We start from the raw sequence: 22,561 nt of genomic DNA on the forward strand, positions 1-22,561 counted from the left end.
TTTGCCAGCCTCGGTGGTACTGCCGCTGCGGGCAATAGCCACCATCACGTCGAGTTGTCGGAGTGTCAGTCTCATCGAAATTTCAGGTTAATTGTTCTTGATTCTCGTCGAAAATTGCTTTCACAGTTTTAGGTGGCTTGGACTCTGGCACAGCATGCGGCACCCTTGGAAACCCTGGATCGGCCCGCGGCCATGGAAGGGCACAAAAAATTGCATTCAAAACAGCAGCTTGCGAAAACCTCTATTCCCGAGTGGAACTTGGGGCTTTGGTGCGACTCTGACCTTATGCAAGAGCTTGGCGTATAAGGCCGCTCATGGAATTTCGTCCTAGACAAAATGTCCTAGTAGTTGACGGATTCGCTCGGGGTTCTGCTAGAATCCTACTGAATTCGTCAGGTATTGAGCGCCCCTAGACCACCGCTTGCGGTGGCCTTGCCCGACAGGGATTTTCCCCGAGGGTCGACCGGCGGCAGACTTGAGAGGCGATGCGTGGCAGTCGGCTTGGCGACTGCGGCGGCCATCCGCTCACACACTTGGAGATTCACCATGCGACTGACGACAAAAGGGCGATTTGCAGTGACGGCCATGATCGACGTGGCCATGCGTCAGCATCTCGGGCCCGTGACCCTGGCCAGCATCAGCCAGCGCCAACATATCTCCCTCTCCTATCTCGAACAACTGTTCGGCAAGCTGCGCCGGCACGAACTGGTCGAGTCGGTTCGCGGCCCCGGCGGCGGTTACAGCCTGGCACGCAAGCCCGAAGAGATCAGCATTGCCGACGTCATCATTGCCGTGGACGAGCCGCTGGATGCCACGCAGTGCGGCGGCAAGGAAAATTGCCAGGGCGAAGATGGCGAAGGCCGTTGCATGACCCACGATCTGTGGGCGTCGTTGAACACCCGCATGGTCGAGTTTCTCGATTCGGTGAACCTGAAAACCATGGTTGACCAAAATCTGGCGCAAGGCGTGACCATCGAAGAAGTGGCGGTCGTGCGCAAACCCGTATCGCCCATGCCGACAAACAAGCCGGTGAAGGTGCGGGCAGCGAATTCCGTGTTCAATCTCGCCCAGACCATGACCTGAGGCCGAACCGGGCCAAGCGCCTGGGTCACTCACTTTTCAACGAGCCAACCCATGTCCACCACTCCCCACTTTCCCATCTACATGGATTACGGCGCCACCACGCCGGTCGATCCGCGTGTTGTCGATGCCATGATTCCGTGGCTGCGCGAGCACTTCGGCAATCCGGCGTCGCGCAGCCACGCCTGGGGCTGGGAGGCTGAAGCCGCGGTGGAAAAAGCGCGCGCCCAAGTTGCTGACCTCGTCAACTGCGACGCCAAGGAACTGGTCTGGACCTCGGGCGCAACCGAGTCCATCAACCTGGCGCTGAAGGGCGCGGCGCATTTCTACCAGGGGCGGGGCAAGCACATCGTCACCCTGAAGACCGAGCACAAGGCCACGCTCGACACCTGTCGCGAACTCGAACGCCAGGGCTTCGAGGTCACCTACCTCGACGTACAGCCCGATGGCATGCTCGACCTGGAGCGCTTCAAGGCGGCGCTGCGGCCGGACACCATCCTGGCCTCGGTGCTGTTGGTGAACAACGAAATCGGCGTCATCCAGGACGTGCAGGCGATCGGTGCCATTTGCCGCGAACGCGGCATCATTCTCCATGTGGACGCAGCGCAGGCCACGGGCAAGGTGACCATCGACCTGAAGAACTGGCCCATCGACCTGATGAGCCTGGCCTCGCACAAGACCTACGGCCCGAAGGGCATCGGCGCGCTGTTCGTGCGGCGCAAGCCGCGGGTGCGCATCGAGGCGCAAATGCACGGCGGCGGGCACGAGCGCGGCATGCGCTCCGGCACGCTGCCCACGCACCAGATCGTCGGCATGGGCGAGGCTTATCGCATCGCCAAGCTGGAAATGGGCACCGAGATCGAGCGCATCCGCATGTTGCAGAATCGCTTGTTGAACGGACTGAAAGACATCGAAGAGGTCTACTTCAACGGCAACCTCGAGCACCGCGTGCCGCACAACGTCAACGCCAGTTTCAACTTCGTCGAAGGCGAGTCGCTCATCATGGCGATCAAGGGCATTGCGGTGTCCAGCGGCTCGGCTTGTACTTCGGCCAGTCTGGAACCCTCTTATGTGCTGCGGGCGCTGGGCCGCAGCGACGAACTGGCGCACTCTTCGCTGCGCATGACCATCGGCCGCTTCACCACGGAAGAAGACATCGACTACGCCGTGAAAATTCTGCACGAGAAGGTGGCCAAACTGCGCGAGCTTTCTCCCCTGTGGGAGATGCACCAGGACGGCATTGACATCAGCACCATTCAATGGGCGGCGCACTAAGGCGCAGCCCGCCTCAGGAGACCATCATGGCCTACAGCGATAAAGTCATCGAGCATTACGAGAACCCGCGCAACGTCGGCTCCTTTGCCAAGGACGACCCCACGGTGGGCACCGGCATGGTGGGCGCGCCGGCTTGCGGCGACGTGATGAAGCTGCAAATCAGGGTCAACGCCGAGGGCATCATCGAAGACGCCCGCTTCAAGACTTACGGTTGCGGTTCGGCCATCGCCTCGTCCTCGCTCGTCACCGAATGGGTGAAGGGCAAGACGCTGGACGACGCCATGCAAATTCGCAACACGCAAATTGCCGAGGAACTGGCCCTGCCGCCGGTGAAAATCCACTGCTCCATCCTGGCCGAAGATGCCATCAAGGCGGCGGTGAAAGATTACCAATCGCGCCTGGGCCATGCGTCTGCGACAGGTTCCGCAGAGCCTGCACGAGCCGAGCTTGCCTGAGCGCGCTTTGAACGGAGAAATGACATGTCGATCACGCTGAGCGAAAAAGCCGCCAAGCATGTGCAGAACTACCTGGTTCAGCGCGGCAAGGGCGTGGGCGTGCGTCTGGGGGTCAAGACCACCGGCTGTTCCGGCCTGGCGTACAAGCTGGAATATGCCGATGCCGTCACCTCGGACGATCAGGTGTTCGAGAGCCATGGCGTCAAGGTGTTGATCGACACCAAGAGCCTGAGTTATCTCGATGGGACCGAACTCGACTTCGTGCGCGAAGGTCTGCAGCAAGGCTTCAAGTTCAACAACCCCAACGAGCGCGATCGTTGCGGTTGCGGCGAATCCTTCCGGGTTTGACCCTTGCATCCACGGCCTCGCATCCAGACTCACGCATGCCCACTGCTGCAATGCCCCAGGCGCAAGGCCACGCCGATTTCACCCAAGACCACTTCACCCTCTTCGGCCTGCCGCAGCGCTTCGCGCTCGATGGCGCGGCCTTGACCCAGGCCTGGCGCCAGATCCAGGCCGCCGTGCATCCCGACCGTTTTGCCGGCGCGCCTGCTGCGGAGAAACGCCTGGCCATGCAATGGTCCACCCAGGTGAACACGGCCTACCGCACGCTGAAAGATCCGCAGCTGCGCGCCGCTTATCTGTGTGAGCTGCGCGGTGCCGCCATCCATGCCGAGCGCAACACGGCGATGCCCACGGCATTCCTGATGCAGCAGATGCAGTGGCGCGAAGCGCTCGACGAAGCGCGCGAGGCCGGCGATGCCGCGGCCATCCATGACCTGCTGCAAACGGTCGAGCAGGCTCGCAGCCGGGTCCTGGCGCAACTCACCGTGCTGCTGGACGACGCCTCGCAAGACGAACAGGCGCGGGCTGCGCTTGAGGCGGCCGAGCAGGTGCGCGTGCTCATGTTCATCGACAGGTTCCGGCAAGACCTCGGTCCGCTCGCCATGCGCGCCGCCAGCCAAGCTCCACACCCCGCCCATCCCACGCATCCCACCCATCCGGCAGCCTGAGCGCTGCCATCAACCGTGCGTTCCAACGCACTCTTCGCCGCATGGCTCTGCTCCACATCTCCGAACCCGGTCAGTCACCCGACCCGCACCAGCTCCGCGTGGCGGTCGGTATCGACCTTGGCACCACGCATTCGCTCGTCGCCGTCGTGCGCAGTGGCGTGGCGGAATGCCTGCCCGACGCGCAAGGCCGGGTGTTGTTGCCTTCGGCGGTGCGCTACCTGCCGCAGGATGAGCCCATCGTTGGCTGGGACGCGCTGGCTGCGAAGGTCGACGATCCGCACAACACCATCGTCTCGGCCAAGCGCTTGATGGGCCGCAGCCTCGCCGACCTCGGCACGGAGCTGCACCTGCCCTACCGGTTTGCCGAGCAGCCAGGGGTCGTGGCGATGCGCACCGCGCAAGGCCTGAAGACGCCGGTCGATGTCTCGGCCGACATTCTGCGGGTGCTGAAGCAGCGTGCCGAGACGGCACTGGGCAGCGAGCTGGTGGGTGCAGTCATCACCGTTCCGGCGTATTTCGACGACGCCCAGCGCCAGGCGACGAAAGACGCCGCCCGCGTCGCCGGGCTGAACGTGCTGCGCTTGATCAACGAGCCCACCGCCGCCGCCGTGGCCTATGGCCTCGACCAGGCGGCCGAAGGCGTGTACGCCGTGTACGACCTCGGCGGCGGGACTTTCGATGTGTCGGTGTTGCGCCTGACCCAGGGCGTGTTCGAGGTCATGGCCACCGGCGGCGATACCGCGCTGGGCGGCGACGACTACGACCGCCTGTTCGCGTTCGCCTTGGCGCAGCACGCCGGCCTGGGCGAACTGGATGCCAGGGCGCGCAGCGCCTTGCTGCAAGCCGCGCGCAGCGCCAAGGAGTTGCTGAGCAGCCAGGACATGGTGCGGGTGCAGGCCGAACTCCGGCCGGGCCAGCACATCGACCAGACCGTCAGCCAGGAGGCATTCGCCAGCTGCACGCAGGCGCTCACGCAACGCACCATCACCTTGCTGGCGAATGTGCTGGCCGACGCGCAGGTCGCGCCGGAGGACATTGCCGGCATCGTGCTCGTGGGCGGTTCCACCCGCATGCCGGTGGTGCGCGATGCCGTGCGGCGCTATTTCGGCCACGAGCCCCTGGTCAACCTGAATCCCGACGAGATCGTGGCCATCGGCGCCGCGCGCCAAGCGCACGCGCTGGCCGGCAATCACAGTGACGACGATCCACTGCTGCTCGACGTCATTCCGCTGTCGCTGGGGCTGGAAACCATGGGCGGGCTGGTGGAGCGCATCATTCCGCGCAACACCACCATCCCCACCGCGCGGGCGCAGGAGTTCACCACCTTCAAGGACGGGCAGACGGCCATGTCCATCCATGTGGTGCAGGGCGAGCGCGAACTGGTGGCCGATTGCCGCTCGCTGGCGCGCTTCGAGCTGCGCGGCATTCCACCGATGACGGCCGGCGCCGCCCGCATTCTCGTCACGTTTCAAGTGGACGCCGACGGCCTGCTGGAGGTGAGCGCGCGCGAGCAGAGTACCGGCGTGCAGGCGCAGGTGGACGTCAAACCCAGCTACGGTTTGAGCGACACGCAGATTGCCGACATGCTGCAAGCCAGCTTCGCCGCGGCCGATCTCGATGCCGCGCAGCGCGTGCTGCACGAGGAGCGGGTGGACGCCGAACGCATGCTCGACGCGGCCCGCAACGCGATGCAGGCCGACGCCGATTTGCTGGGTGCCGATGAGCGCGACCGCATTCACGCGGCCATGGCCGCCTTGGCGCAGATCGCACGCGGCGACGACCATCTCGCCATCCGCGCCGCCACCGAACACCTGGCGCGCATCACCGAACCCTTTGCCGCACTGCGCATGAACCGCAGCATTCGCGCGGCGTTGACTGGACGCAGCATCGCCAGCCTGGCAGACGCCACGCCGTCTGCGGCGGCAGCAAACCCTTCCGAGCGTTGAGCCCATGCCCATCATCACCATCCTGCCGCATCACGAATACTGCCCGCAAGGCGCCAAGGTCGAGGCCGGGCGTGGCACATCCGTGTGCGAAGCCTTGCTGGAGCATGGCATTCCCATCGAGCATGCCTGTGAAATGTCCTGCGCCTGCACCACCTGCCACGTCATCGTGCGTCAGGGCTATGCATCGCTGGGCGAAACCGACGAGAGCGAGGACGATCTGCTGGACCGCGCCTGGGGCCTGGAGCCCACCTCGCGCCTGTCCTGCCAGGCCATCCTGAGCGATCAGGACGTGACCATCGAGATTCCCAAATACTCGATCAACCACGCCAAGGAATAGCCTGCTGCCGTCTTCTGCCCGGGCGTCGATGTCAGGCGTCGACGTCGGCCCGGGTGAGATACCAGGGGCGGTCCTGCATGACGGCGCGCATGGGCGCGGTCATGGCGAGAATCAAGGGCTGGGATCGATGTTCGCGCTCGCGTAGCCCGGCGCGCAGCAAGAGCGTGACCAGTTTCGCCGGCCCCATGAATTCCAGCGAGACGCTGCGATAGCCTTGCCGGCGCGCGTCACGCATGAGCATGCGCAGCAAGGCCGGGAGATGTTGCGACGCTGGGTTTGCCGCGAGCAAGTCGCGCACATGCAGCGATGCGCCATCGGCTTCGCACACGGCATAGCCGAGCAACTTGCCGCCGGGAAGCGTCGGGTCGATTCCAAATGTCCTCGGAGCTGCTGGCGCAGTTCCGCTTGCGGACTTCCGGGGGCGCTCGGACGCTGCGCTGCCGATGGTGAAAATGCGGTAGCGATGCAGCGCGGTGGAACGGAAGCGCCAGTTGAGAAAGGCGCAGTCGCGCACGCCGATGACCCCTGCGTTGTCCACCTGCTGCTCGGCCCACAAGCTGTCGAAACGCGCGTCGGCTTGATCCAGCCACGCAGCATGCAAATGCTCCCGCAGCAGCAGCCTGGGCAGCAGCCCGTGGCGCAGTCGCAAGGCGATATCCAACACGCCACCGAGGCTGCGCCGCAGCCATCTCGGAAGCCAATTCGGCAAATAGTCCTGCGTGTGCAGCACGCGCACATAGCGGCTCAGGCCGCCAGCAACGTCGAAGCCGGCGCGTTTGACCACGGGCAGGGACTTGGCATTGGGGAAACCGTACAGCAGTTCATGCCTTGCCAGGCCCCGCTCCAGCACCGCGCGTTGGAGGGTCAGTGCCGGGAACAGGGTGCGATGCTGGGTGTTCACGGCGAAGTCCGCCATGAGCCCGGCCCGCACCGAATGCGGCCCGCAGCGCAGGATGCGGGCGCCCAGACCGACGGTGCCGATGGGCTCCACGCTCTGCCCATGCTTGAGCAACAAGACCTGAGGGACGCCCGCCGGATTGTTGCGATAGAACCAGTCGAGCTTGACTTGCCTGCGCTCGGCATGGCCGAGATTGAACGACCAGAGCGCGACGATCTGCGCTGCGTCTTTGTCGAGATCGGCAGGCTCGACCCGGTAGCTGGCTTGCTCGGGCGCGCTAGCCACGATCGTTGGCGTTGGCATTGGCCGTGGCCATGTCGCGCTTCCTTGCGAGCAGCACGCGAATCTGGCCACTGGCGTCACACACGGTTTCCACCGCGTCGAAGCTGGCGTTCTTGCGCAGCATCTGCTGCATCGCCGAGCCTTGCCCCAGGCCGACTTCGATGCCCAGCCAGCCGCCGGCGCGCAGCAGCGCCGGAGATTCGCGCATCAGGCGCATCAGAATGCTCACGCCGAACGGACCGCCGTCGAAAGCCAGGGCCGGTTCGTGGCCGATGATTTCCGCCGGCATGGTGTCGAGCTTGGCGGTGGAGATATAGGGCGGGGCGGACACGATCAAGTCGATGTGGCCTTGAAACTCCGGGGCATGGAACGGGGCCAGCAGGTCGCCGGTATGCAGCGCGACGCGTTCTCCCAGTTCCTGCAGCGCCACATTCCTGCCAGCCAGCGCGATGGCCTCGGCCGAGAGATCGGCGCCATGGACGGTCGCCATGGGTTCAGCCGCAGCCAGCGCCAAGGCCAGATTGCCCGAGCCGCAGCACACATCGATGACTTGCGCCGCACCGCGCCATGGCGCCATCTCGCGCAACTTGGCGAGCGCTGCAACGCCGAGCATTTCGGTCTCGCGGCGCGGAATCAGCGCCTCGGGCCCGGCGAGCAAATCCAGTCCCATGAAACGCTGGCAGCCGGTGAGGTAAGCCACAGGCACGCCTTGCAGGCGGCGGGCAATCAGCGCATCGAGCGCGGTCAGTTGCGCGGCGTCCAGCGCAGGCAGGGCTTGGTCGTGCGCTGCCGCAACGGACAAGGCGGAACCGCCGGCCATGTGCCACAGCGCACGCAGGCAGGAGTTGGGCGTTTCCTCGGGCTTGTCGGGCAGGGTGGACAAGGCTTGTTCGAGGTGATGCAAGCGCTCGGTGTAGTCCGCGCCAAGCAGGACAGCGTCATGGCGATGGTTCGCCGGATTGGTGGCGGTGGGGAGTTGCCTCGTGTTCAAGGCGCATCCTCGGGGCAGACCTCCGCCACCGCTTCCACCAGTTGCGGGCGCAGGTGCAGATAGCGGGTGCCACGGCGCTTGGCTTCGATTTCGGTGTAGATGCTTGCAGCGCGCTCCTCGCTCAAGCCGAGGGCCGCGGCGAGTTCGGCGGCAGGACGTCGATGGTTGTGGGCCCACAGCGCCAGGTCCATGTGCGCATGGGGCAGGGCGAAGTAGAACTCGTCCTGGCTCTGGGGCAGGCTGTAGGTGTCGGTGGTAGGGGCGGCATTGCACACGGCCGCTGGCAGGCCGAGGTGGCGGGCGAGGGCGTAGACCTGGGTTTTGTAGAGATGGGCGATGGGTTTGATGTCGGCTGCGCCGTCGCCGTTCTTGACGAAAAAGCCCTGGTCGTATTCCAGCCGGTTGGGCGTGCCCAGCACGGCGTAGTTCAGCCGGTCGGCATGAAAATATTCCACGGTTTTACGGATGCGCTGCTTGAAGCTGGTGGCCGCGACGATTTGCAGATACTCGCGCAGCGGCAGGCGCGCGCGCTGCTCCGGGCCGTTGGGCGCCTGCACGACGAGGTCGAAGAAATGCACCTTGCCGGCCGAGCCACCGGCAATCGCGATCTTGCTTTTCCAGGCGTCGTCATAATCAGGGAACAGGGTGCGGATGGCGTCGTCGCGCCAGCGGTAGCACCCGATGGCAGCGAGCGCGGGGGCAATGTTCTCGGTGGCGCAGCGCAGGCCGAGCTGGGTTGCGACGGCTGCGCCCAGATCGGCGCTGTCGGGGCTGGAGTCCTGCTCCGGCATGAGCAGGCCCTGCACCTTCCCCGGTCCCAGCGCGTGCACCGCCAAGGCCGCGCAGACGGAGCTGTCCACCCCGCCCGACAGGCCCAGCACCACGCCGCGCTTGCGCATGGCCGCCAGGCTGGTGCGCAGATGCTGGCCGATGCGTTCGACCTCGGCCGCGCAGTCGAGCGCGAACACGGCGGGGGTCAGCGGTACCGCGGGGTTCGGCGCCGTGGCAGCTTGGATTGTTGCGCTCACGCCGCGACCTTGGCCTGGTGCTTGCGCTGCACGTAGGCCTCGATGGCGTTCAGGCTGTCGAGATTCTCGGGCACCATTTCGGCGTCCAGCACCTGGATGCCGAACGTCTCTTCCAGGAACAGGATGAGTTCGAGGATGCCGGTGGAGTCGACGATGTGCAGGTCGAGCAGGGAATCGGCGTCGGTGAACGGTGTGCCGCCCGAGCCCATGATGAAGTTGTCATTGATGTAGCGTCGAACCTGGTACTTGGTAGTGGACATGGTGTTCCCTGCGTTGATTTTTGGGTCTGGAGAAACGGGGATCGGTCTCAGCGCATCCCCGTTTTTCTGATCTTGCCGGTATCGGTGCGGGGCAGGCTGGCGGCGAACTCCACCCATTTTGGCACCATGAAGTTTTCCAGCCGCGCATGGCAGTGCTTGATGATGTCGCGCTCGGTGTAGGCGCGCCCCGGCGCCAGCACGACGAAGGCCTTCACCGCCTGGCCGAGCAGGGTGTCGTCCACCCCGACCACGGCCACTTCCAGCACGCCCGGCAACTCGTGCAGCACGTTTTCCACCTCACGCGGGCTGACCTTCTCGCCGCGGCTTTTGATGATGTCGTCCTTGCGGCCAACGAAGTACAGCCAGCCCTCGGCGTCGGTGCGAAACACGTCGCCCGAGTACAGCACCATCTCATCCGCAAGCGGCCCGGGTCGCAGGCGCTCGGCGGTCTCAGCAGGCTTGTTCCAGTAGCCGCGCATGACATGGCTGCCGCGTATGACCAACTCGCCGGTGCTGCCGTTGGGCAGGCGGTGTCCAGCCTCATCCACCAGCCAAACTTCTTCATTAGGCATGCCACGCCCCACGCTGGTGGGGCGAATGTCGAGCTGATCGGGCGGCAGATACGTGACGCGCTTGCATTCGGTCAGGCCATACATGGAGTACAGCGTGGCTTGCGGGAACAGCGCGCGAATGCGGCGGATATGCGCCTCGGGCAAGGCGGCGGCGGTGTTGGTGATCAGGCGCAGGCGGGAGAGGTCGAAGTCGGCCATGTTGTCCAGCGCGGTGAGCAGCGCGAACATGGTGGGTACGCCGGGGAACACCGTGACGCCTTCGTGCGCCATGGTCTGCAACACCTTCACCGGATAGGTGAACGAGCGTTCCAGCACCACGGTGGCACCAAGCTTGAACGCCATCAGCACCTGGTAGAGCCCATAGTCGAACGCCAGCGGCAGGGCGCAGGCGATGATGTCGTCCTCGCGCAGGCCGAGGTACAGGCTCACGGACTGTTGCGCCGCCACCATGTTCAGGTGCGTGAGCATCACGCCCTTGGGGTGGCCGGTGGAGCCGGAGGTGTAGATGATGGCGGCCAGGTCTTGGTCGATCACAGCAGCGTCCAGCTTGGGCAGCGATGTGTCCGAAGGCCGTGGCGCGGGGTAGGGCAGGCGCGCGGCGTGGCCGATGGCGGCGTTTGCTTCGCCGCTTGGCGTTTCGTCGCCCACCATCCAGCAGCGGTGCACGCTGGGCGCGTGCGCCAGGGCTTCGCGTGCAACGCTGGCCAGCGCGGTTTGCGTCACCAGGCCGCTGGCTTGGGCGTCGTTCAACATGTAGGCCAGCTTGTCGGCCTTGGTCAGGGTGTTGATCGGCATGAACACCGCGCCCACTTGCAGCACCGCGAACACGGCTGCGACCATCTCTTCGGAGTTGTCGAGAAACAGCGCCACGCGGTCGCCGCGACGAATGCCGTGCTGGTGCAGGCTGAGTGCCAGTGCCTCGGCCTGCGCGGCGATGTCGGCATAGCTGCTGCGCCGGCCTTCACGCACGAGCGCGGTTTTGGCGGGAAGGCGAACTGCGGTGGTGGCGAAAAAGTCGTGGAGCAGCACGGTTTGGGCAACGCTGGAACAGTGATGAGGGAAAGGGGAACCCGGTCGTGCCGTGAGTGAGATGCTTGAGTGCGCGAGACAGAACGCAAACGAGCTTACGGGAAGGCCGCCAGCCGGGCCTCCCGCGCTTGCGGGGTGGGTGATGGCGGGGCAACAAACTGTTGATGCAGCAGCATCGTGGACAGCACGCCGACGAAAGCCATGTTGTCGGCAAAGCCGATGGCCCGCCCGGCCTGGCATTTGGCGAACAGCTTGCTCACCGCAGCGGGGTCGAAATAGCCGGCATCGGCAATGGCGCCCGGGCTCATCAGTTCGGCGGCGTAATCCACCGGCTTGCCTTGCTCGAAAAAACTCTGGCTGTCGGGGGCGCGGTAGGGTTGCTTGGTGCGGGTGCGCAGGGTCTCGGGCAGCAGGCCGCGCATGGCGCGTTTGAGCAGCCATTTCTCGGTCAGGCCCATGAGCTTGTAGCGCGGCGGCAGCCGGTTGGCGAAGGCGATGAGGCGGTGGTCCAGAAACGGAAAACGGCCCTCGATGGAATGCGCCATGGCCATGCGGTCGCCCTGCGAGCACAGCAGGTAGCCGCTCATCAGGGTGTGGGCCTCGATGTACTGGTCTTGCTGCAGCGCCTGCCAGTGCGCGAACTCGGGCGGCACCTGGCTGGCGATGGCTTGCAGCGCGTTCCACCCCCCCAGTTCGGCGCGCACGGCGGGCGAGAAAAACTGCCAGGTGCGCTGCGTCGTGGTCCAGCGGGGCAGGTGGCCGAAGCCGGGCCGGCCCAGATGTTCGGCGCCATCGGCAAAAAAGCGCTGCGCCAGCGCGCGGCCGGCCGCGGGGGAATGCTGCAGATAGGGATAGAGCCGCTCCAGCAGCGCGCCGCGCCAGGCGGACTGCGGCTGCCGCGCCATGAAGCGACGCACCCGCGCCTCCTTGAACAAGTCGTAGCCGCCAAACACTTCGTCCGCGCCTTCGCCGGTGAGCACCACTTTGTAGCCGCTGTCGCGCACATGCCCGGCCAGCAGCATCAGCGGTGCCGGCGCGGTGCGCAGGATGGGCGATTCGGCATGGAATACGGCCAGCGGAAAAGCTGCGGCAATGTCAGCCCGGGTGCAGTGCAGGGTGCTGTGCTCGCAGCCCAGGTGGCCCACCAGCAGGCGCTGCTCGGCGCTCTCGTCGAACTCGGCGTCGTCGAAGGTGAGGGAAAAGGTGCGCAGCGGGGTGCTGGTGTGGTGGTGGATGAGGGTGGTGATGACCGACGAATCCAGCCCGCCGCTGAGGTAGGCGCCCACCGGCACGTCGGCGCGCAGTTGCAGGCGCACGCAGTCGATCAGCAACTCGCGCAGCGCCTCCGCGGCTTCGTCCGCATGGGCGTAGGGCTCGGCAGATTCAGCGCCTTGCGCTGGAAAGCTCCAGTCCCAGTAACGCCAGGTACGCGAGCCCTGCGCGTCCACCGCCATGCACTCGCCCGGCCCCAAACTCTGCACGCCGGCGAACACCGCATGCGGCGACAGCGGCGCCCAGGTGGTGAAAATTTCGCCCAGCGCCTGGACGTCAAGCCTGCGCGGTACCTCCGGCAGCGCGAACAGCGCCTTCACCTCCGAGGCAAAGGCGAAGCGGCCGCCCATGGGTCCACCAAGCTGGGTGAAAAACAGCGGGCGTATGCCCACGCGGTCGCGCGCCAGCAGCAGGCGTTGGCGGCGGGCATCCCACAGCGCGAAAGCGAACTGGCCGTTCAGGTGCTCGACGCAGGCGTCGCCATATTCCGCATAGGCGTGAAGAATGACTTCGGTGTCCGAGCGCGTGGCGAAGCGGCGGCCACGCGCTTGCAGGCTGCGCCGCAGTTCCACATGGTTGAAGATTTCGCCGTTGAACGTGAGCCACAGCTGGCGTTCGGCATTCGCCATGGGCTGCGCGCCGCCTTCGAGGTCGATGATGCTCAGGCGCGCATGGCCCAGCGCAATCGGGCCTTCATGGTGGATGCCGCTCGCATCCGGGCCACGGTGATGCAGGCGCTGCGTCATGGCCCGCACCTCGGCCGGGTCGGGCGCATGCCGCCAATCCAGAATGCCTGCAATGCCACACATGCGCGCCAGGGCCTTTCGCTTTGGGCTGATGTTGAGGAATGCCCCAGGGTCGGCTCGCCGACCCGCCCCCCGTGGGGGTCAAGGAAACTTGGGGCTGCCCTGCGTTTCCTTGAAAGCGGATGCGACGAGGGCAGCGCCTCGCGGGGTTCGGATCGCAGGGCATCTTAGGCCGCGGCCGGCCGCGCCGGCATCCCTCATTCGCGGCTGTCGTGGCATCCGCCCCGGCGGCATCGCGGCAAACTCTCGCCGCCGGTTTTACCTTTCCTTACCCCGCCCATGCCTTGTCGTGCACCCATCCGGCACCACAATCCCTGCATCCTTCCATCACCGAAACGCAAGCACCATGGATCTCCAAACCATCGACCAGAACTACCAGCAACTTCAAGCCCAGGACCAGACCATTGCGCAGGAGCTGCAGGCACTGGCCGGCAAGCTGCAAACCGCCGCGCAAGGCGGCAACACCAACGCCCGCGAATGGCTGCTCGACCTGCGTGAAGTCGCTCTGGCCGTGCAGGCCCAGCAACAGCAGATGAACCAGTTGCTGCAAGCCATCCATGCCATGTGGCAGAACCAGCAAAACCAACTGCAGCCCATGTCCGCCGCGTCCCAGCCCGGCTACATGCCCCAAGGCATGGGCCAGGGCGCCATGGCCCCCGCCTACGGCCGGCCCGCAGGCGGCGGGCTGATGGGCACCCTCAGCGGCTTCCTCGGCTCCGGCTTCGGCCAAGCCATGGAAATGGGCGCCGGCATCGGCCTGGGCGAGGACTTGATCAACAAGATTTTTTGAGTTGTGGCCGCAAATTCAGGTCGCTAGCAAGCGGGTTTCCGGGAGTGCATCGCCGCGCGTCACTTCCGGGCCGAAAGAAATGGGTTCAACACATTCACCCCGAAGTGCTTGAAATCTGTCACGTTGCGCGTGACGACGGTGAACTTGTGGACCTTGGCCGTTGCGGCAATCACGGCGTCTTCATAGAGCGTGTCGGAAGCTCGACGCATCAGACGTGCCCAAACCCTGAACGCTGCGGCGTCCATGGGGATGGCGCTGGAGGAACGCGCGACGAGTTCCAGCCACTGCTCAAGCTCTGCGGCCTTCGGTTCGTCTTGCCCGCGCGTGAGTTCGATCCCTGCTTGAATTTCACCGATCGTGACCGCCGGGATGCGCAGGTCAGCGTCTGAGACTTCTTGCATCCACTGGAGCACGGCACCGTGCGGCTTGGGCTTGCGCAGTTCCGAGACGACATTCGTGTCCAGCAAGTACATCGCGCTCACCGCAACACGGAGGGAGGGCGTCTGTGGACTCGCCCCCTGGCGGGAACAAGAAGATCGGTGCGCGCTTGTTGCGACATCAGCAACTCTTTGAGGGAGGGTCGAGCCGCTGTTTGAAGTCGGCGCCACGCTTCGGTAGGCACCAGCACGGCAGCCTCGGCACCGCGTTGCTGACGTGTGTCGCGGATTCCAGATGCAATTGGAAGACGCTTACACCAGCCCTTCGAACGGTAAAAAATCCACCATTTCGCCCGCCTGCACGCTGCCTTGTTCGTGATGCAGGACGATGAAGCCGTCGGCCTCGCTCATGGAGCGCAGGATGCCGGAGCCCTGGTCGCCGGTGGTGCGGGCGCTGTAGCGGCCGGGTTGGTCAGGCAGGGGGGTGAGCACGGCGCGTTGGTATTCGGTGCGGCCGGGGCGTTTGCGCAGGGTGGTTTGTGCCGCGACCGGCAGCAAGGGCAGGGGCTTGACGGGCGCGCCCATCATGTGCAGCAGGGCGTCGCGGACGAAGGCGTAGAAGGTGACCATCACCGCCACGGGGTTGCCGGGCAGGCCGAACAGCACGGCACGGTGGCCGTGGCTGGCGATGCTGCCGAAGGCCATCGGGCGGCCGGGGCGCATGGCGATGCGCCAGAACGCCACGTCACCGAGCGCGGCCATGACGCTGCGCAGGTGGTCGGCCTCGCCGACGCTGACGCCGCCGGAGGTGATGACGGCGTCGGCGTTTTCGCAGGCCTGGCGCAGCGCGGCTTCGAGCAGCGCGGGGTCGTCGCGCACCACGCCGAGGTCGAGCACGTCGCAGCCCAGGCGCTGCAGCATGGCCCAGAGGGTGTAGCGGTTGCTGTCGTAGACGCAGCCCTCACTCAGCGGCTGGCCGATGGAGCGGAGTTCGTCGCCACTGGACAGAAAGGCCACGCGCAGGCGGCGCCACACCATGACCTCGGCTTGGCCGAGCGAGGCGATGAGCCCGATGTCGGCCGGACGCAGGAGCTTGCCGGCCAGCAGCGCGGGCTGGCCGGCGCGCAGGTCTTCGCCGCGCATGCGGGCGTTGTCGCCGCGTTTGAGCACGCCGGCGGGGATGTGGATCAGTTCACCCTCGACGCGGCAGAACTCTTGCGGCACGACGGTGTCGCAGCCGGCGGGCAGCACGGCGCCGGTCATGATGCGCAGGCAGCTTCCCGCGGGAACGTCGCCGCTGAACTCATGCCCGGCCAGACCGGTGCCGGCGATGCGCAGGGTTGCTGCGCCATCGGCGCCGAGGTCGCCGGAGCGCAAGGCGTAGCCGTCCATGCCGGAGTTGTTGTGGGCGGGAACGTCCATCGGCGCGATGACGTCTTCGGCCAGCACCCGGCCGAGCGTGGCGCGCAGGTCCACGCGCTCGGCCACGCGCACGGGCTGCACGAAACGGCGGATGACTTCCTGCACCTTGTCCACCGGCAGGGCCTTGGGGTCGTAGCCGCTGACGCAACTGACGACCTGGGCGAGATCGGGGGGAGGCAGGGCGCTGGAGGAAGCTGGCATGGCGTGGCTTTAGCGGACGGTTGGAGCCGGGGAGGGAGCGGCCTGTTCCAGCGCGCGCAGTTCGGGCAGGGAATTGACGTTCTCGAAATCGCCGGGATGGTCGAAATCGACTTCCACGGTGTGCAGGGTGGCGGTCCAGGCGTCGATCTTGCTGCCGCCGCCATCGAGAAAACGCGTCAGGCTTTCCAGCAGATCGGCGCGCAGCAGGCAGAACACGGGCTGGGTGCGTCCGCCCACGCACGCCATCGCCACCTCGGCCGATGCGTCAACCGCGCCTTGCCCCAGGCGCTGGGCCAGGTCGAGCGGGAACAGCGGGCAGTCGCAGGGCACGGTGAGCAGCCAGGGGGTGTCGCAATGCGTCAGCCCGGTGGCGAAGCCGGCCAGTGGTCCGGCATAGGCCAGCGGGTCGGCGTCGGGCCAGACCGGAATGCCGAAGGCCTCGTAGGCGGCAAGATTGCGGTTGGCGTTGATCATCACCATGTCCACCTGGGTCTGCAGGCGCAGCAGCGCGTGCATGGCCAGTGGCAGGCCGCGAAAGGGTTGCAGGCCCTTGTCGCTGCCACCCATGCGCGAGCCACGCCCGCCAGCAAGAATGAGGCCGGTGATGGCATCCGGTGCAAGGGTTTCGGGCATGGTGGGCTCAGGTTGCGGGTGGGTGCATGGGGTTCGCGTGGCGCGGGCGGGATTTCACGAACGTCAAGACGAGACAACCGGCGCCGCGCTGCATTCAACCGCCGATATAGGACATCTCCACCCGGCGCTCGGCGCGCTGGGCCTGGGCTGCGGCGCTGCCGCGCAACTCGGAATAGCGATCGTCACGCCGGCTCCAGACTTGGGCGAGGGCGGCCTGCAAGTCGGCGTCGCTCGCCTGTTGTATGCCCTGCTGCGCGTTGCCGCGCAGCAGGGCGCGCAGGTCGTGGCCGTGGCTGGCGAAGAGGCAAAGGTAGAGCTTGCCTTCCATCGACAAGCGGGCGCGGTTGCAGTCGTGGCAAAAGGCCTGGGTGACGCTGGAGATGGCGCCAATTTCAAGGCTGCCGTCGTCCAGCAGCCAGCGCTCGGCGGTTTCGCCCAGCACGGTGGGGTCGAGCGCGTGCAGCGGGTGGCGCTGGGCAATGCGCGCCAGCAACTCGGCCGAGGGCAGCACCTGATCCATGCGCCAGCCGTTGGTGTTGCCCACGTCCATGAATTCGATGAAGCGCAGCACGACGCCGCTGCCGCGGAAATGCTCGATCATGGGCAGAATCTGGTCGTCGTTCACACCGCGCTGCACCACCATGTTCACCTTCACCGGATGCAGTCCGGCGGCCTGCGCCGCGGCGATGCCTTCCAGCACGGTTTGCACCGGAAAGTCCATATCGTTCATGCGGCGGAAGACGGCGTCGTCAATGGCGTCCAGGCTCACGGTCACGCGGTGCAAACCGGCCCGCGCCAGTGCTTCGGCCTTGCGCGCGAGGATGGAGGCGTTGGTGGTCATGGTCAGTTCCACCGGCTCGCCGTCCGGCGTGCGGATGGCGGCGAGCATGGCCACCAGGTCCTCCACGCCCTTGCGCAGCAGCGGCTCACCGCCGGTGATGCGCAGCTTGCGCACGCCCAAGCCGACGAACACGCGCGCCAGGCGCTCGATTTCCTCGAAGCGCAGCAGATCGGCGTGGCGCAGGAATTCGTAATGCGCGTCGAACACCTCTTTGGGCATGCAATAGGTGCAGCGGAAATTGCAGCGATCGGTGATGGAGATACGCAGATCGTGCAGCGGCCGGCCCAGCTTGTCGGCCAGCAGGGCACCGGGCGCGAGGGAGTGCGCGGGAACGGTCGGCACGCTGGAGGCGTAGCGGTGATCGACGATGGGAATGGTTCGCTCGGACATATCGACATTATCGGCAAAGACCGTCTGCCTGAGGGTTGCGAGCGCCATGCCCGCACGCTGCGCGTGGCGCTGGGCAGCATCGCGGCGTTGTTGCGACGCGGCATCGCTCGTACTATGGCTGGATGCCGTGACCGGCGCCGCAAGTGCGGTTCAGGCCTGCCCGTTGACAGAACATCCACAGAACATCCACAGAAGAGAGACATGGCATATTCCATCGACTTATCCGGCCGCGTGGCGCTGGTGACCGGCGCCTCCAGCGGCCTTGGCTGGCAGTTTGCCCGCGTGCTGGCGCAAGCTGGCGCCGGCGTGGTCCTGGCGGGGCGGCGCACCGAGCGGCTGAAGGAGTTGCGTGCCCACATCGAGGCCGAGGGTGGCGATGCCCATGTGGTGAAGCTGGACGTGACCGACACCGGCAGCATCGGCGCGGCGGTGGCCCATGCCGAGACCGAGATGGGCAATATCGACATCCTGGTCAACAACTCGGGCATGTCCGTGGCGCGCAAGCTCAGCGAGATTTCGCCCGACGATTACGATCGCATGTTCGACACCAACACGCGCGGCGCCTTCTTCGTCGCGCAGGAAGTGGCCAAGCGCATGATCGCCCGTTCCAAGGGCGCGGCGCCGGGCACCTGGGCGGGCGGGCGCATCATCAACATCGCTTCCATGGCCGGGTTGCGCGTGCTGCCGCAGATTGGCGTGTACGCCATGAGCAAGGCCGCCGTGGTGCACATGACGCGCGCCATGGCGCTGGAGTGGGGGCGCTACGGCATCAACACCAACGCCATCTGCCCCGGCTACATTGACACCGAGATCAACCACGGCCACTGGGCCACCGAAGCCGGCCAGAAACTCATCGACATGCTGCCGCGCAAGCGTGTGGGCAAACCCGAAGACCTGGACGGCGTGCTGTTGATGCTGGCCAGCGGCCAGAGCCACTTCGTCAACGGCGCGGTGATTGCCGCCGATGACGGCTTCGGCGTCTGAGACCGACACGACCGAGCAATGCATCTCGATCTGCCCGAGCGCAAGCGGCCTGTTTTCGACGTCGTCGTTCCCATACGCTGGGGCGATATGGACGTGATGGGCCATGTCAACAACACGGTGTACTTCCGCTACATGGAAATTGCCCGGCTGGACTGGCTGAGCAGCCTGGACATGGGCGCTGCGCCGCAAGGGCAGGGGCCGGTCATCGTCAACGCCTTTTGCAATTTTCACCAGGAACTGCGCCACCCGGGCGATGTGCGGGTCAGCATGTTCGTCGCCAACCCCGGGCGCAGCAGCTTCGACACCTTCTATGAACTGCGCCGCACCGACGACGCCACGACGCTCTACGCCAGCGGCGGCGCCAAGACGGTGTGGATCGACCATGCCCTGCGCAAAAGCGCGCCGCTGCCCGAGGAACTGCGGCGGCTGATTGCGAACTGATGAGCAGCGGGCCCAAGCCTGCGAAACCCTTGTTGGAGGAGACAGCATGAACGCACCGCGCACGCTCGAGCAAAACCAGCCGCTCTGGCAGCCCAGCCCCGAACGCATCGCCGCGGCGCATGTCACGGCGTTTCGCCAGTTCGTCAACCAGCGACACGGTCTGCAACTGGCGGACTACGAAGCCCTGTGGCAATGGTCCATCCACAACCTGGGTGACTTCTGGGGCGCGGTCTGGGATAGCTCCGACGTGAAAGCCGAGCATCGCGGCGAGCGGGTTTACCTGCCGGCCGACAGCATGCCCGACGCCCGTTTCTTCCCCGACGCCAGGCTCAATTTCGCGCAGAACCTGCTGCGCCGCAAGGATGACCTCACCGCCATCCTGTTCTGGGGCGAAGACAAGGTGCGGCGCGAACTGAGCTGGCGGCAACTGCACGCCGAAGTCTCGCGCATGCAGCAATGGCTGGCGGCGCAGGGCGTGGGTCCGGGCGACCGCGTCGCGGCCTATCTGCCCAATCTGCCCGAAGCCATCATCACCATGCTCGCGGCGAGCAGCCTGGGGGCGGTGTTCACCTCGGCCTCGCCCGATTTCGGCGCTCAGGGCCTGATCGACCGCTTTGGCCAAGTGCAGCCGAAAGTGCTGGTGGCTTGCGACGGTTATTTCTACGCCGGCAAGACCGTGGACGTGCGCGACAAACTGGCCGAGGCCGTACCCCGGCTGGAAAGCCTGCAAGCCGTGCTCATCGTGCCCTATGTGGCCCAAGCGCTGGGCGCACGCACCGACTTGGCCGCCATCCCCAAGGCCGAGTTGTGGGCCGAAGCACTGGCGCTTTTTGCCGGCGGCGAGGTGCGCTTCGTGCAACTGCCTTTCGACCACCCGCTCTACATCCTGTATTCCAGCGGCACCACGGGTGTGCCCAAGTGCATCGTGCACCGTGCCGGTGGCGTGCTGCTCAAGCACCTGAGCGAAATGCGCCTGCATGCCGATGTGCACACCGGCGACCGCGTCTTCTACTTCACCACTTGCGGCTGGATGATGTGGAACTGGCTGGTCTCGGCCCTCACGCAAAGCGCGACGCTGTGCCTCTACGACGGCTCGCCATTCGCGGCTGGCGGCAACATCCTGTTCGACTACGCCGACGCGGTCGGCATGACGCATTTCGGCACGTCGGCCAAGTTCATCGAGGCCATGGACAAGGCCGGGCTGGAGCCGATCAAAACCCATCAGCTCAGCGCCTTGCGCAGCGTGTTTTCCACCGGCTCGCCGCTGGTGGCCGAGGGTTTCGACACGGTGTACCAGCGCATCAAGCGCAATGTCTGCCTGAGTTCCATTTCCGGCGGCACCGATCTGGTGAGTTGCTTCACCCTCGGCACCCCGACCCATCCGGTGTGGCGCGGCGAGATCCAGGCAGCGGCCTTGGGCATGGCCGTGGCCGTGTTCGACGAAGACGGCAAGCCCCTGCCCGATGGGCAAAAGGGCGAGCTGGTCTGCACCCAGCCCTTTCCCACCATGCCACTGGGCTTCCTGGTGGACGGCAGCATGGACAAGGGACGCAGCAAATACATGGACGCCTACTTCACCCGCATGCCCGGGGTGTGGCACCACGGCGACTACATCGAGCGCACGGCGCACCATGGCTACATCATCTATGGCCGCTCCGACGCCACGCTCAACCCGGGTGGGGTGCGCATCGGCACGGCGGAAATCTATCGCCAGGTGGAGCAACTGCCGGAGGTGGTGGAGTCCCTGGTCATCGGCCAGAACTGGCCGCCCGGCACCTACAACGACGTGCGCGTGGTGCTGTTCGTCAAGCTGCGCGAGGGCCTGGAGTTGGACGAGGCGCTCATCAACCGCATCAAGCTGGCCATTCGCAACAACACCACGCCACGCCACGTTCCCGCCCGCGTGGTGCAGGTGCACGACATTCCCCGCACCAAGAGCAACAAGATTGTGGAGCTGGCGGTGCGCAATCTGGTGCACGGCGAGCCGGTGAAAAACCTCACCGCCCTGGCCAACCCGGATGCACTGGACGAATACCGCCAGCTCAAGAGCGAGTTGGAAGCGTCCTGACTTGGGATCGGCCTGATGGGCGGCCCGATTCGTGGCTTGCTGTCTGGGTTGCAGCCCGATGCAACCCAGGCTGATCTCAGCGCACCGCCGACTTCGCCCGCCACGCCGACCACAGCTTGCGCGTGGGCGTGAGGTCGATGCGTTGCCCCAGCAGGTCGTAGTCTTCGCGCTCCATTTCGCGTAGCAAGGCATGCGCCATCCTGGACAGTGCCACGGCGGGCCGAGCAGCCATGCCCATGCCCTTCGGGCGCAGCGCATCGGCCGTCACCAGCGCGGCCTGGGCGCGTGTGGCGGCGTCGCGCAGCAGCGCGCGCACTTGCGGTGAATCCGTGCCGTCCAGCAACTGGCGTGCCTTCACCTCATGCGTGGCCAAGGCGTCCACAGGCAGGAAGATCAAGCCTCGGCGCAGGTCGCGCCCGACGTCGCGCACCAGGTTCACCTGGGCCAGGGCCGCGCCCAGCGCTTGCGCGTAATCGAGCGCCGGGGTGGCGCTCTGCCCAGCGAGCAGGCAGACGACACGGGCCACCTGGCCGGGTCCGTCGCCGAGGTGGCGCTGCAGTCCCTGCCAGTCCAGCCAGCGGTTTTGCCGCAACACCTCCTCAACCTGCGCCAGCGCCTGCAGCATGGGTTCGGGTGGCACATCAGCCGCTTTCAGTGCCGGTTGCAAGGTCAGCAGCAGGGGGTGATCGGGCCGCCCGTCCCGACATTGACCGATCTGCACTTCCCACCAGGCCAGCTTGGCAGCCGCCACGCCAGCGTCCGTCACGCCGTGGGGAATGCTGCGCACGGCCCGCCACCACGCTTGCAGCGCGAGCAGAGGCTGGCGTTGCGCTGGCGGAAGCTGCAGCGTGGCGTAGTACCACGACGTGCCGCGTGGGGCGAAACCCGTTGCGGGTGGATTTTCAGGCTGCATGGGGTCTCATGGCTGTGGGGTGGGTTGCTTCGTGCGAAGGCCCGCGCAGGCCAGAGGATAAAATAGAGCGTTTGCCGATGGCGCAATGCAGTCTTGCACCCGGCTTGCGATGGCGATGGCCGCAGTTCGCAAGCGTGCAGGCATGTTGCGCCTGGTTCCTGCGAGGGTGGCGAAATTGGTAGACGCACCAGGTTTAGGTCCTGACGCCTTCACCGGCGTGGGGGTTCGAGTCCCCCCCCTCGCACCACGGCATCCTC

General features: G+C 65.9%; 22 protein-coding genes and 1 tRNA gene. 12 read left to right on the top strand and 11 right to left on the bottom strand.

What is annotated here, in order from left to right; genetic code table 11:
• Positions 1-546: 546 nt before the first annotated feature.
• Genes iscR through fdx form a run of 7 tightly spaced genes read left to right on the top strand, consistent with a single transcriptional unit; the run spans position 547 to position 6,106 of the window.
• Positions 547-1,083, top strand: a complete 537-nt coding sequence (iscR, locus tag ACYCUK_RS15195; RefSeq protein WP_461595549.1) for a Fe-S cluster assembly transcriptional regulator IscR — start codon at positions 547-549, stop codon at positions 1,081-1,083.
• Between the two features lie 51 nt (positions 1,084-1,134).
• Complete coding sequence (locus tag ACYCUK_RS15200; protein WP_461595550.1) at positions 1,135-2,355, top strand: IscS subfamily cysteine desulfurase; 1,221 nt, start codon at positions 1,135-1,137, stop codon at positions 2,353-2,355.
• Positions 2,356-2,381: 26 nt separating this feature from the next.
• On the top strand, positions 2,382-2,810 hold the full coding sequence (gene iscU, locus ACYCUK_RS15205; protein WP_112486048.1) for a Fe-S cluster assembly scaffold IscU: 429 nt from the start codon (positions 2,382-2,384) through the stop codon (positions 2,808-2,810).
• Positions 2,811-2,834: 24 nt separating this feature from the next.
• Positions 2,835-3,158 carry an iron-sulfur cluster assembly protein IscA gene (gene iscA / locus ACYCUK_RS15210; RefSeq protein ID WP_112486049.1) on the top strand — a complete coding sequence of 108 codons (324 nt, stop codon included), beginning with the start codon at positions 2,835-2,837 and terminating at the stop codon, positions 3,156-3,158.
• Between the two features lie 35 nt (positions 3,159-3,193).
• Positions 3,194-3,823: a Fe-S protein assembly co-chaperone HscB gene (gene hscB / locus ACYCUK_RS15215; RefSeq protein WP_461595551.1), complete on the top strand. Its 630-nt coding sequence runs from the start codon at positions 3,194-3,196 to the stop codon at positions 3,821-3,823.
• 41 nt (positions 3,824-3,864) lie between these two features.
• A complete protein-coding gene (gene hscA / locus ACYCUK_RS15220; RefSeq protein ID WP_461595552.1) occupies positions 3,865-5,769 on the top strand; it encodes a Fe-S protein assembly chaperone HscA in 1,905 nt (634 codons plus the stop codon).
• 4 nt (positions 5,770-5,773) lie between these two features.
• Entirely contained in the window at positions 5,774-6,106 is a 333-nt protein-coding gene (fdx, locus tag ACYCUK_RS15225) for an ISC system 2Fe-2S type ferredoxin (RefSeq protein ID WP_112486052.1), read from the top strand.
• Between the two features lie 31 nt (positions 6,107-6,137).
• Here fdx and ACYCUK_RS15230 read toward each other — a convergent pair whose 3' ends face one another.
• From ACYCUK_RS15230 to asnB, 6 genes are all read right to left on the bottom strand, one after another.
• Positions 6,138-7,289 carry a GNAT family N-acetyltransferase gene (locus tag ACYCUK_RS15230; RefSeq protein WP_461595553.1) on the bottom strand — a complete coding sequence of 384 codons (1,152 nt, stop codon included), beginning with the start codon at positions 7,287-7,289 and terminating at the stop codon, positions 6,138-6,140.
• Positions 7,282-8,277: a peptide chain release factor N(5)-glutamine methyltransferase gene (gene prmC, locus ACYCUK_RS15235; RefSeq protein WP_461595554.1), complete on the bottom strand. Its 996-nt coding sequence runs from the start codon at positions 8,275-8,277 to the stop codon at positions 7,282-7,284. Before prmC ends, ACYCUK_RS15230 begins: the two co-directional genes overlap by 8 nt.
• Entirely contained in the window at positions 8,274-9,305 is a 1,032-nt protein-coding gene (nadE, locus tag ACYCUK_RS15240) for an NAD(+) synthase (RefSeq protein ID WP_461595555.1), read from the bottom strand. The genes prmC and nadE overlap by 4 nt, the downstream gene beginning before the upstream one ends.
• On the bottom strand, positions 9,302-9,565 hold the full coding sequence (locus ACYCUK_RS15245) for an acyl carrier protein (RefSeq protein ID WP_461595556.1): 264 nt from the start codon (positions 9,563-9,565) through the stop codon (positions 9,302-9,304). Before ACYCUK_RS15245 ends, nadE begins: the two co-directional genes overlap by 4 nt.
• 47 nt (positions 9,566-9,612) lie before the next feature.
• The gene (locus ACYCUK_RS15250; RefSeq protein WP_461595557.1) at positions 9,613-11,166 is read right to left on the bottom strand and encodes a class I adenylate-forming enzyme family protein; all 1,554 of its coding nucleotides are present in this window, start codon (positions 11,164-11,166) and stop codon (positions 9,613-9,615) included.
• Between the two features lie 95 nt (positions 11,167-11,261).
• A complete protein-coding gene (asnB, locus tag ACYCUK_RS15255; RefSeq protein WP_461595558.1) occupies positions 11,262-13,247 on the bottom strand; it encodes an asparagine synthase (glutamine-hydrolyzing) in 1,986 nt (661 codons plus the stop codon).
• Positions 13,248-13,590: 343 nt separating this feature from the next.
• Here asnB and ACYCUK_RS15260 point away from each other — a divergent pair, with 343 nt between their 5' ends.
• Positions 13,591-14,034, top strand: coding sequence for a hypothetical protein (locus ACYCUK_RS15260; RefSeq protein WP_461595559.1), 444 nt, complete (start codon positions 13,591-13,593; stop codon positions 14,032-14,034).
• Positions 14,035-14,093: 59 nt separating this feature from the next.
• On the opposite strand, the gene ACYCUK_RS15265 is transcribed toward ACYCUK_RS15260, so the two are convergent.
• The 4 genes from ACYCUK_RS15265 to moaA all read right to left on the bottom strand — a co-directional run bounded on the left by ACYCUK_RS15265 (position 14,094) and on the right by moaA (position 17,898).
• On the bottom strand, positions 14,094-14,507 hold the full coding sequence (locus ACYCUK_RS15265) for a PIN domain-containing protein (RefSeq protein ID WP_461595569.1): 414 nt from the start codon (positions 14,505-14,507) through the stop codon (positions 14,094-14,096).
• Between the two features lie 216 nt (positions 14,508-14,723).
• Positions 14,724-16,034, bottom strand: coding sequence for a molybdopterin molybdotransferase MoeA (moeA, locus tag ACYCUK_RS15270; RefSeq protein ID WP_461595560.1), 1,311 nt, complete (start codon positions 16,032-16,034; stop codon positions 14,724-14,726).
• 9 nt (positions 16,035-16,043) lie between these two features.
• The gene (mobA, locus tag ACYCUK_RS15275; protein ID WP_461595561.1) at positions 16,044-16,667 is read right to left on the bottom strand and encodes a molybdenum cofactor guanylyltransferase MobA; all 624 of its coding nucleotides are present in this window, start codon (positions 16,665-16,667) and stop codon (positions 16,044-16,046) included.
• A 94-nt stretch (positions 16,668-16,761) separates the two neighbouring features.
• Positions 16,762-17,898, bottom strand: a complete 1,137-nt coding sequence (moaA, locus tag ACYCUK_RS15280; RefSeq protein WP_461595570.1) for a GTP 3',8-cyclase MoaA — start codon at positions 17,896-17,898, stop codon at positions 16,762-16,764.
• 201 nt (positions 17,899-18,099) lie between these two features.
• On the opposite strand from moaA, the gene ACYCUK_RS15285 reads away from it, so the two are divergent.
• The 3 genes from ACYCUK_RS15285 to ACYCUK_RS15295 are packed head-to-tail and all read left to right on the top strand — an operon-like array spanning position 18,100 to position 21,391.
• Positions 18,100-18,882: an SDR family oxidoreductase gene (locus tag ACYCUK_RS15285; protein ID WP_461595562.1), complete on the top strand. Its 783-nt coding sequence runs from the start codon at positions 18,100-18,102 to the stop codon at positions 18,880-18,882.
• A gap of 18 nt (positions 18,883-18,900) precedes the next feature.
• The gene (locus ACYCUK_RS15290; protein WP_461595563.1) at positions 18,901-19,323 is read left to right on the top strand and encodes an acyl-CoA thioesterase; all 423 of its coding nucleotides are present in this window, start codon (positions 18,901-18,903) and stop codon (positions 19,321-19,323) included.
• A gap of 46 nt (positions 19,324-19,369) precedes the next feature.
• Positions 19,370-21,391 carry an acetoacetate--CoA ligase gene (locus ACYCUK_RS15295; RefSeq protein WP_461595564.1) on the top strand — a complete coding sequence of 674 codons (2,022 nt, stop codon included), beginning with the start codon at positions 19,370-19,372 and terminating at the stop codon, positions 21,389-21,391.
• 76 nt (positions 21,392-21,467) lie between these two features.
• On the opposite strand, the gene ACYCUK_RS15300 is transcribed toward ACYCUK_RS15295, so the two are convergent.
• Positions 21,468-22,304: a squalene/phytoene synthase family protein gene (locus ACYCUK_RS15300; protein WP_461595565.1), complete on the bottom strand. Its 837-nt coding sequence runs from the start codon at positions 22,302-22,304 to the stop codon at positions 21,468-21,470.
• A gap of 160 nt (positions 22,305-22,464) precedes the next feature.
• Here ACYCUK_RS15300 and ACYCUK_RS15305 point away from each other — a divergent pair.
• Positions 22,465-22,551 (top strand) — tRNA-Leu (locus ACYCUK_RS15305).
• Positions 22,552-22,561: the final 10 nt, after the last annotated feature.

This window comes from Thiomonas sp., from assembly GCF_054608695.1.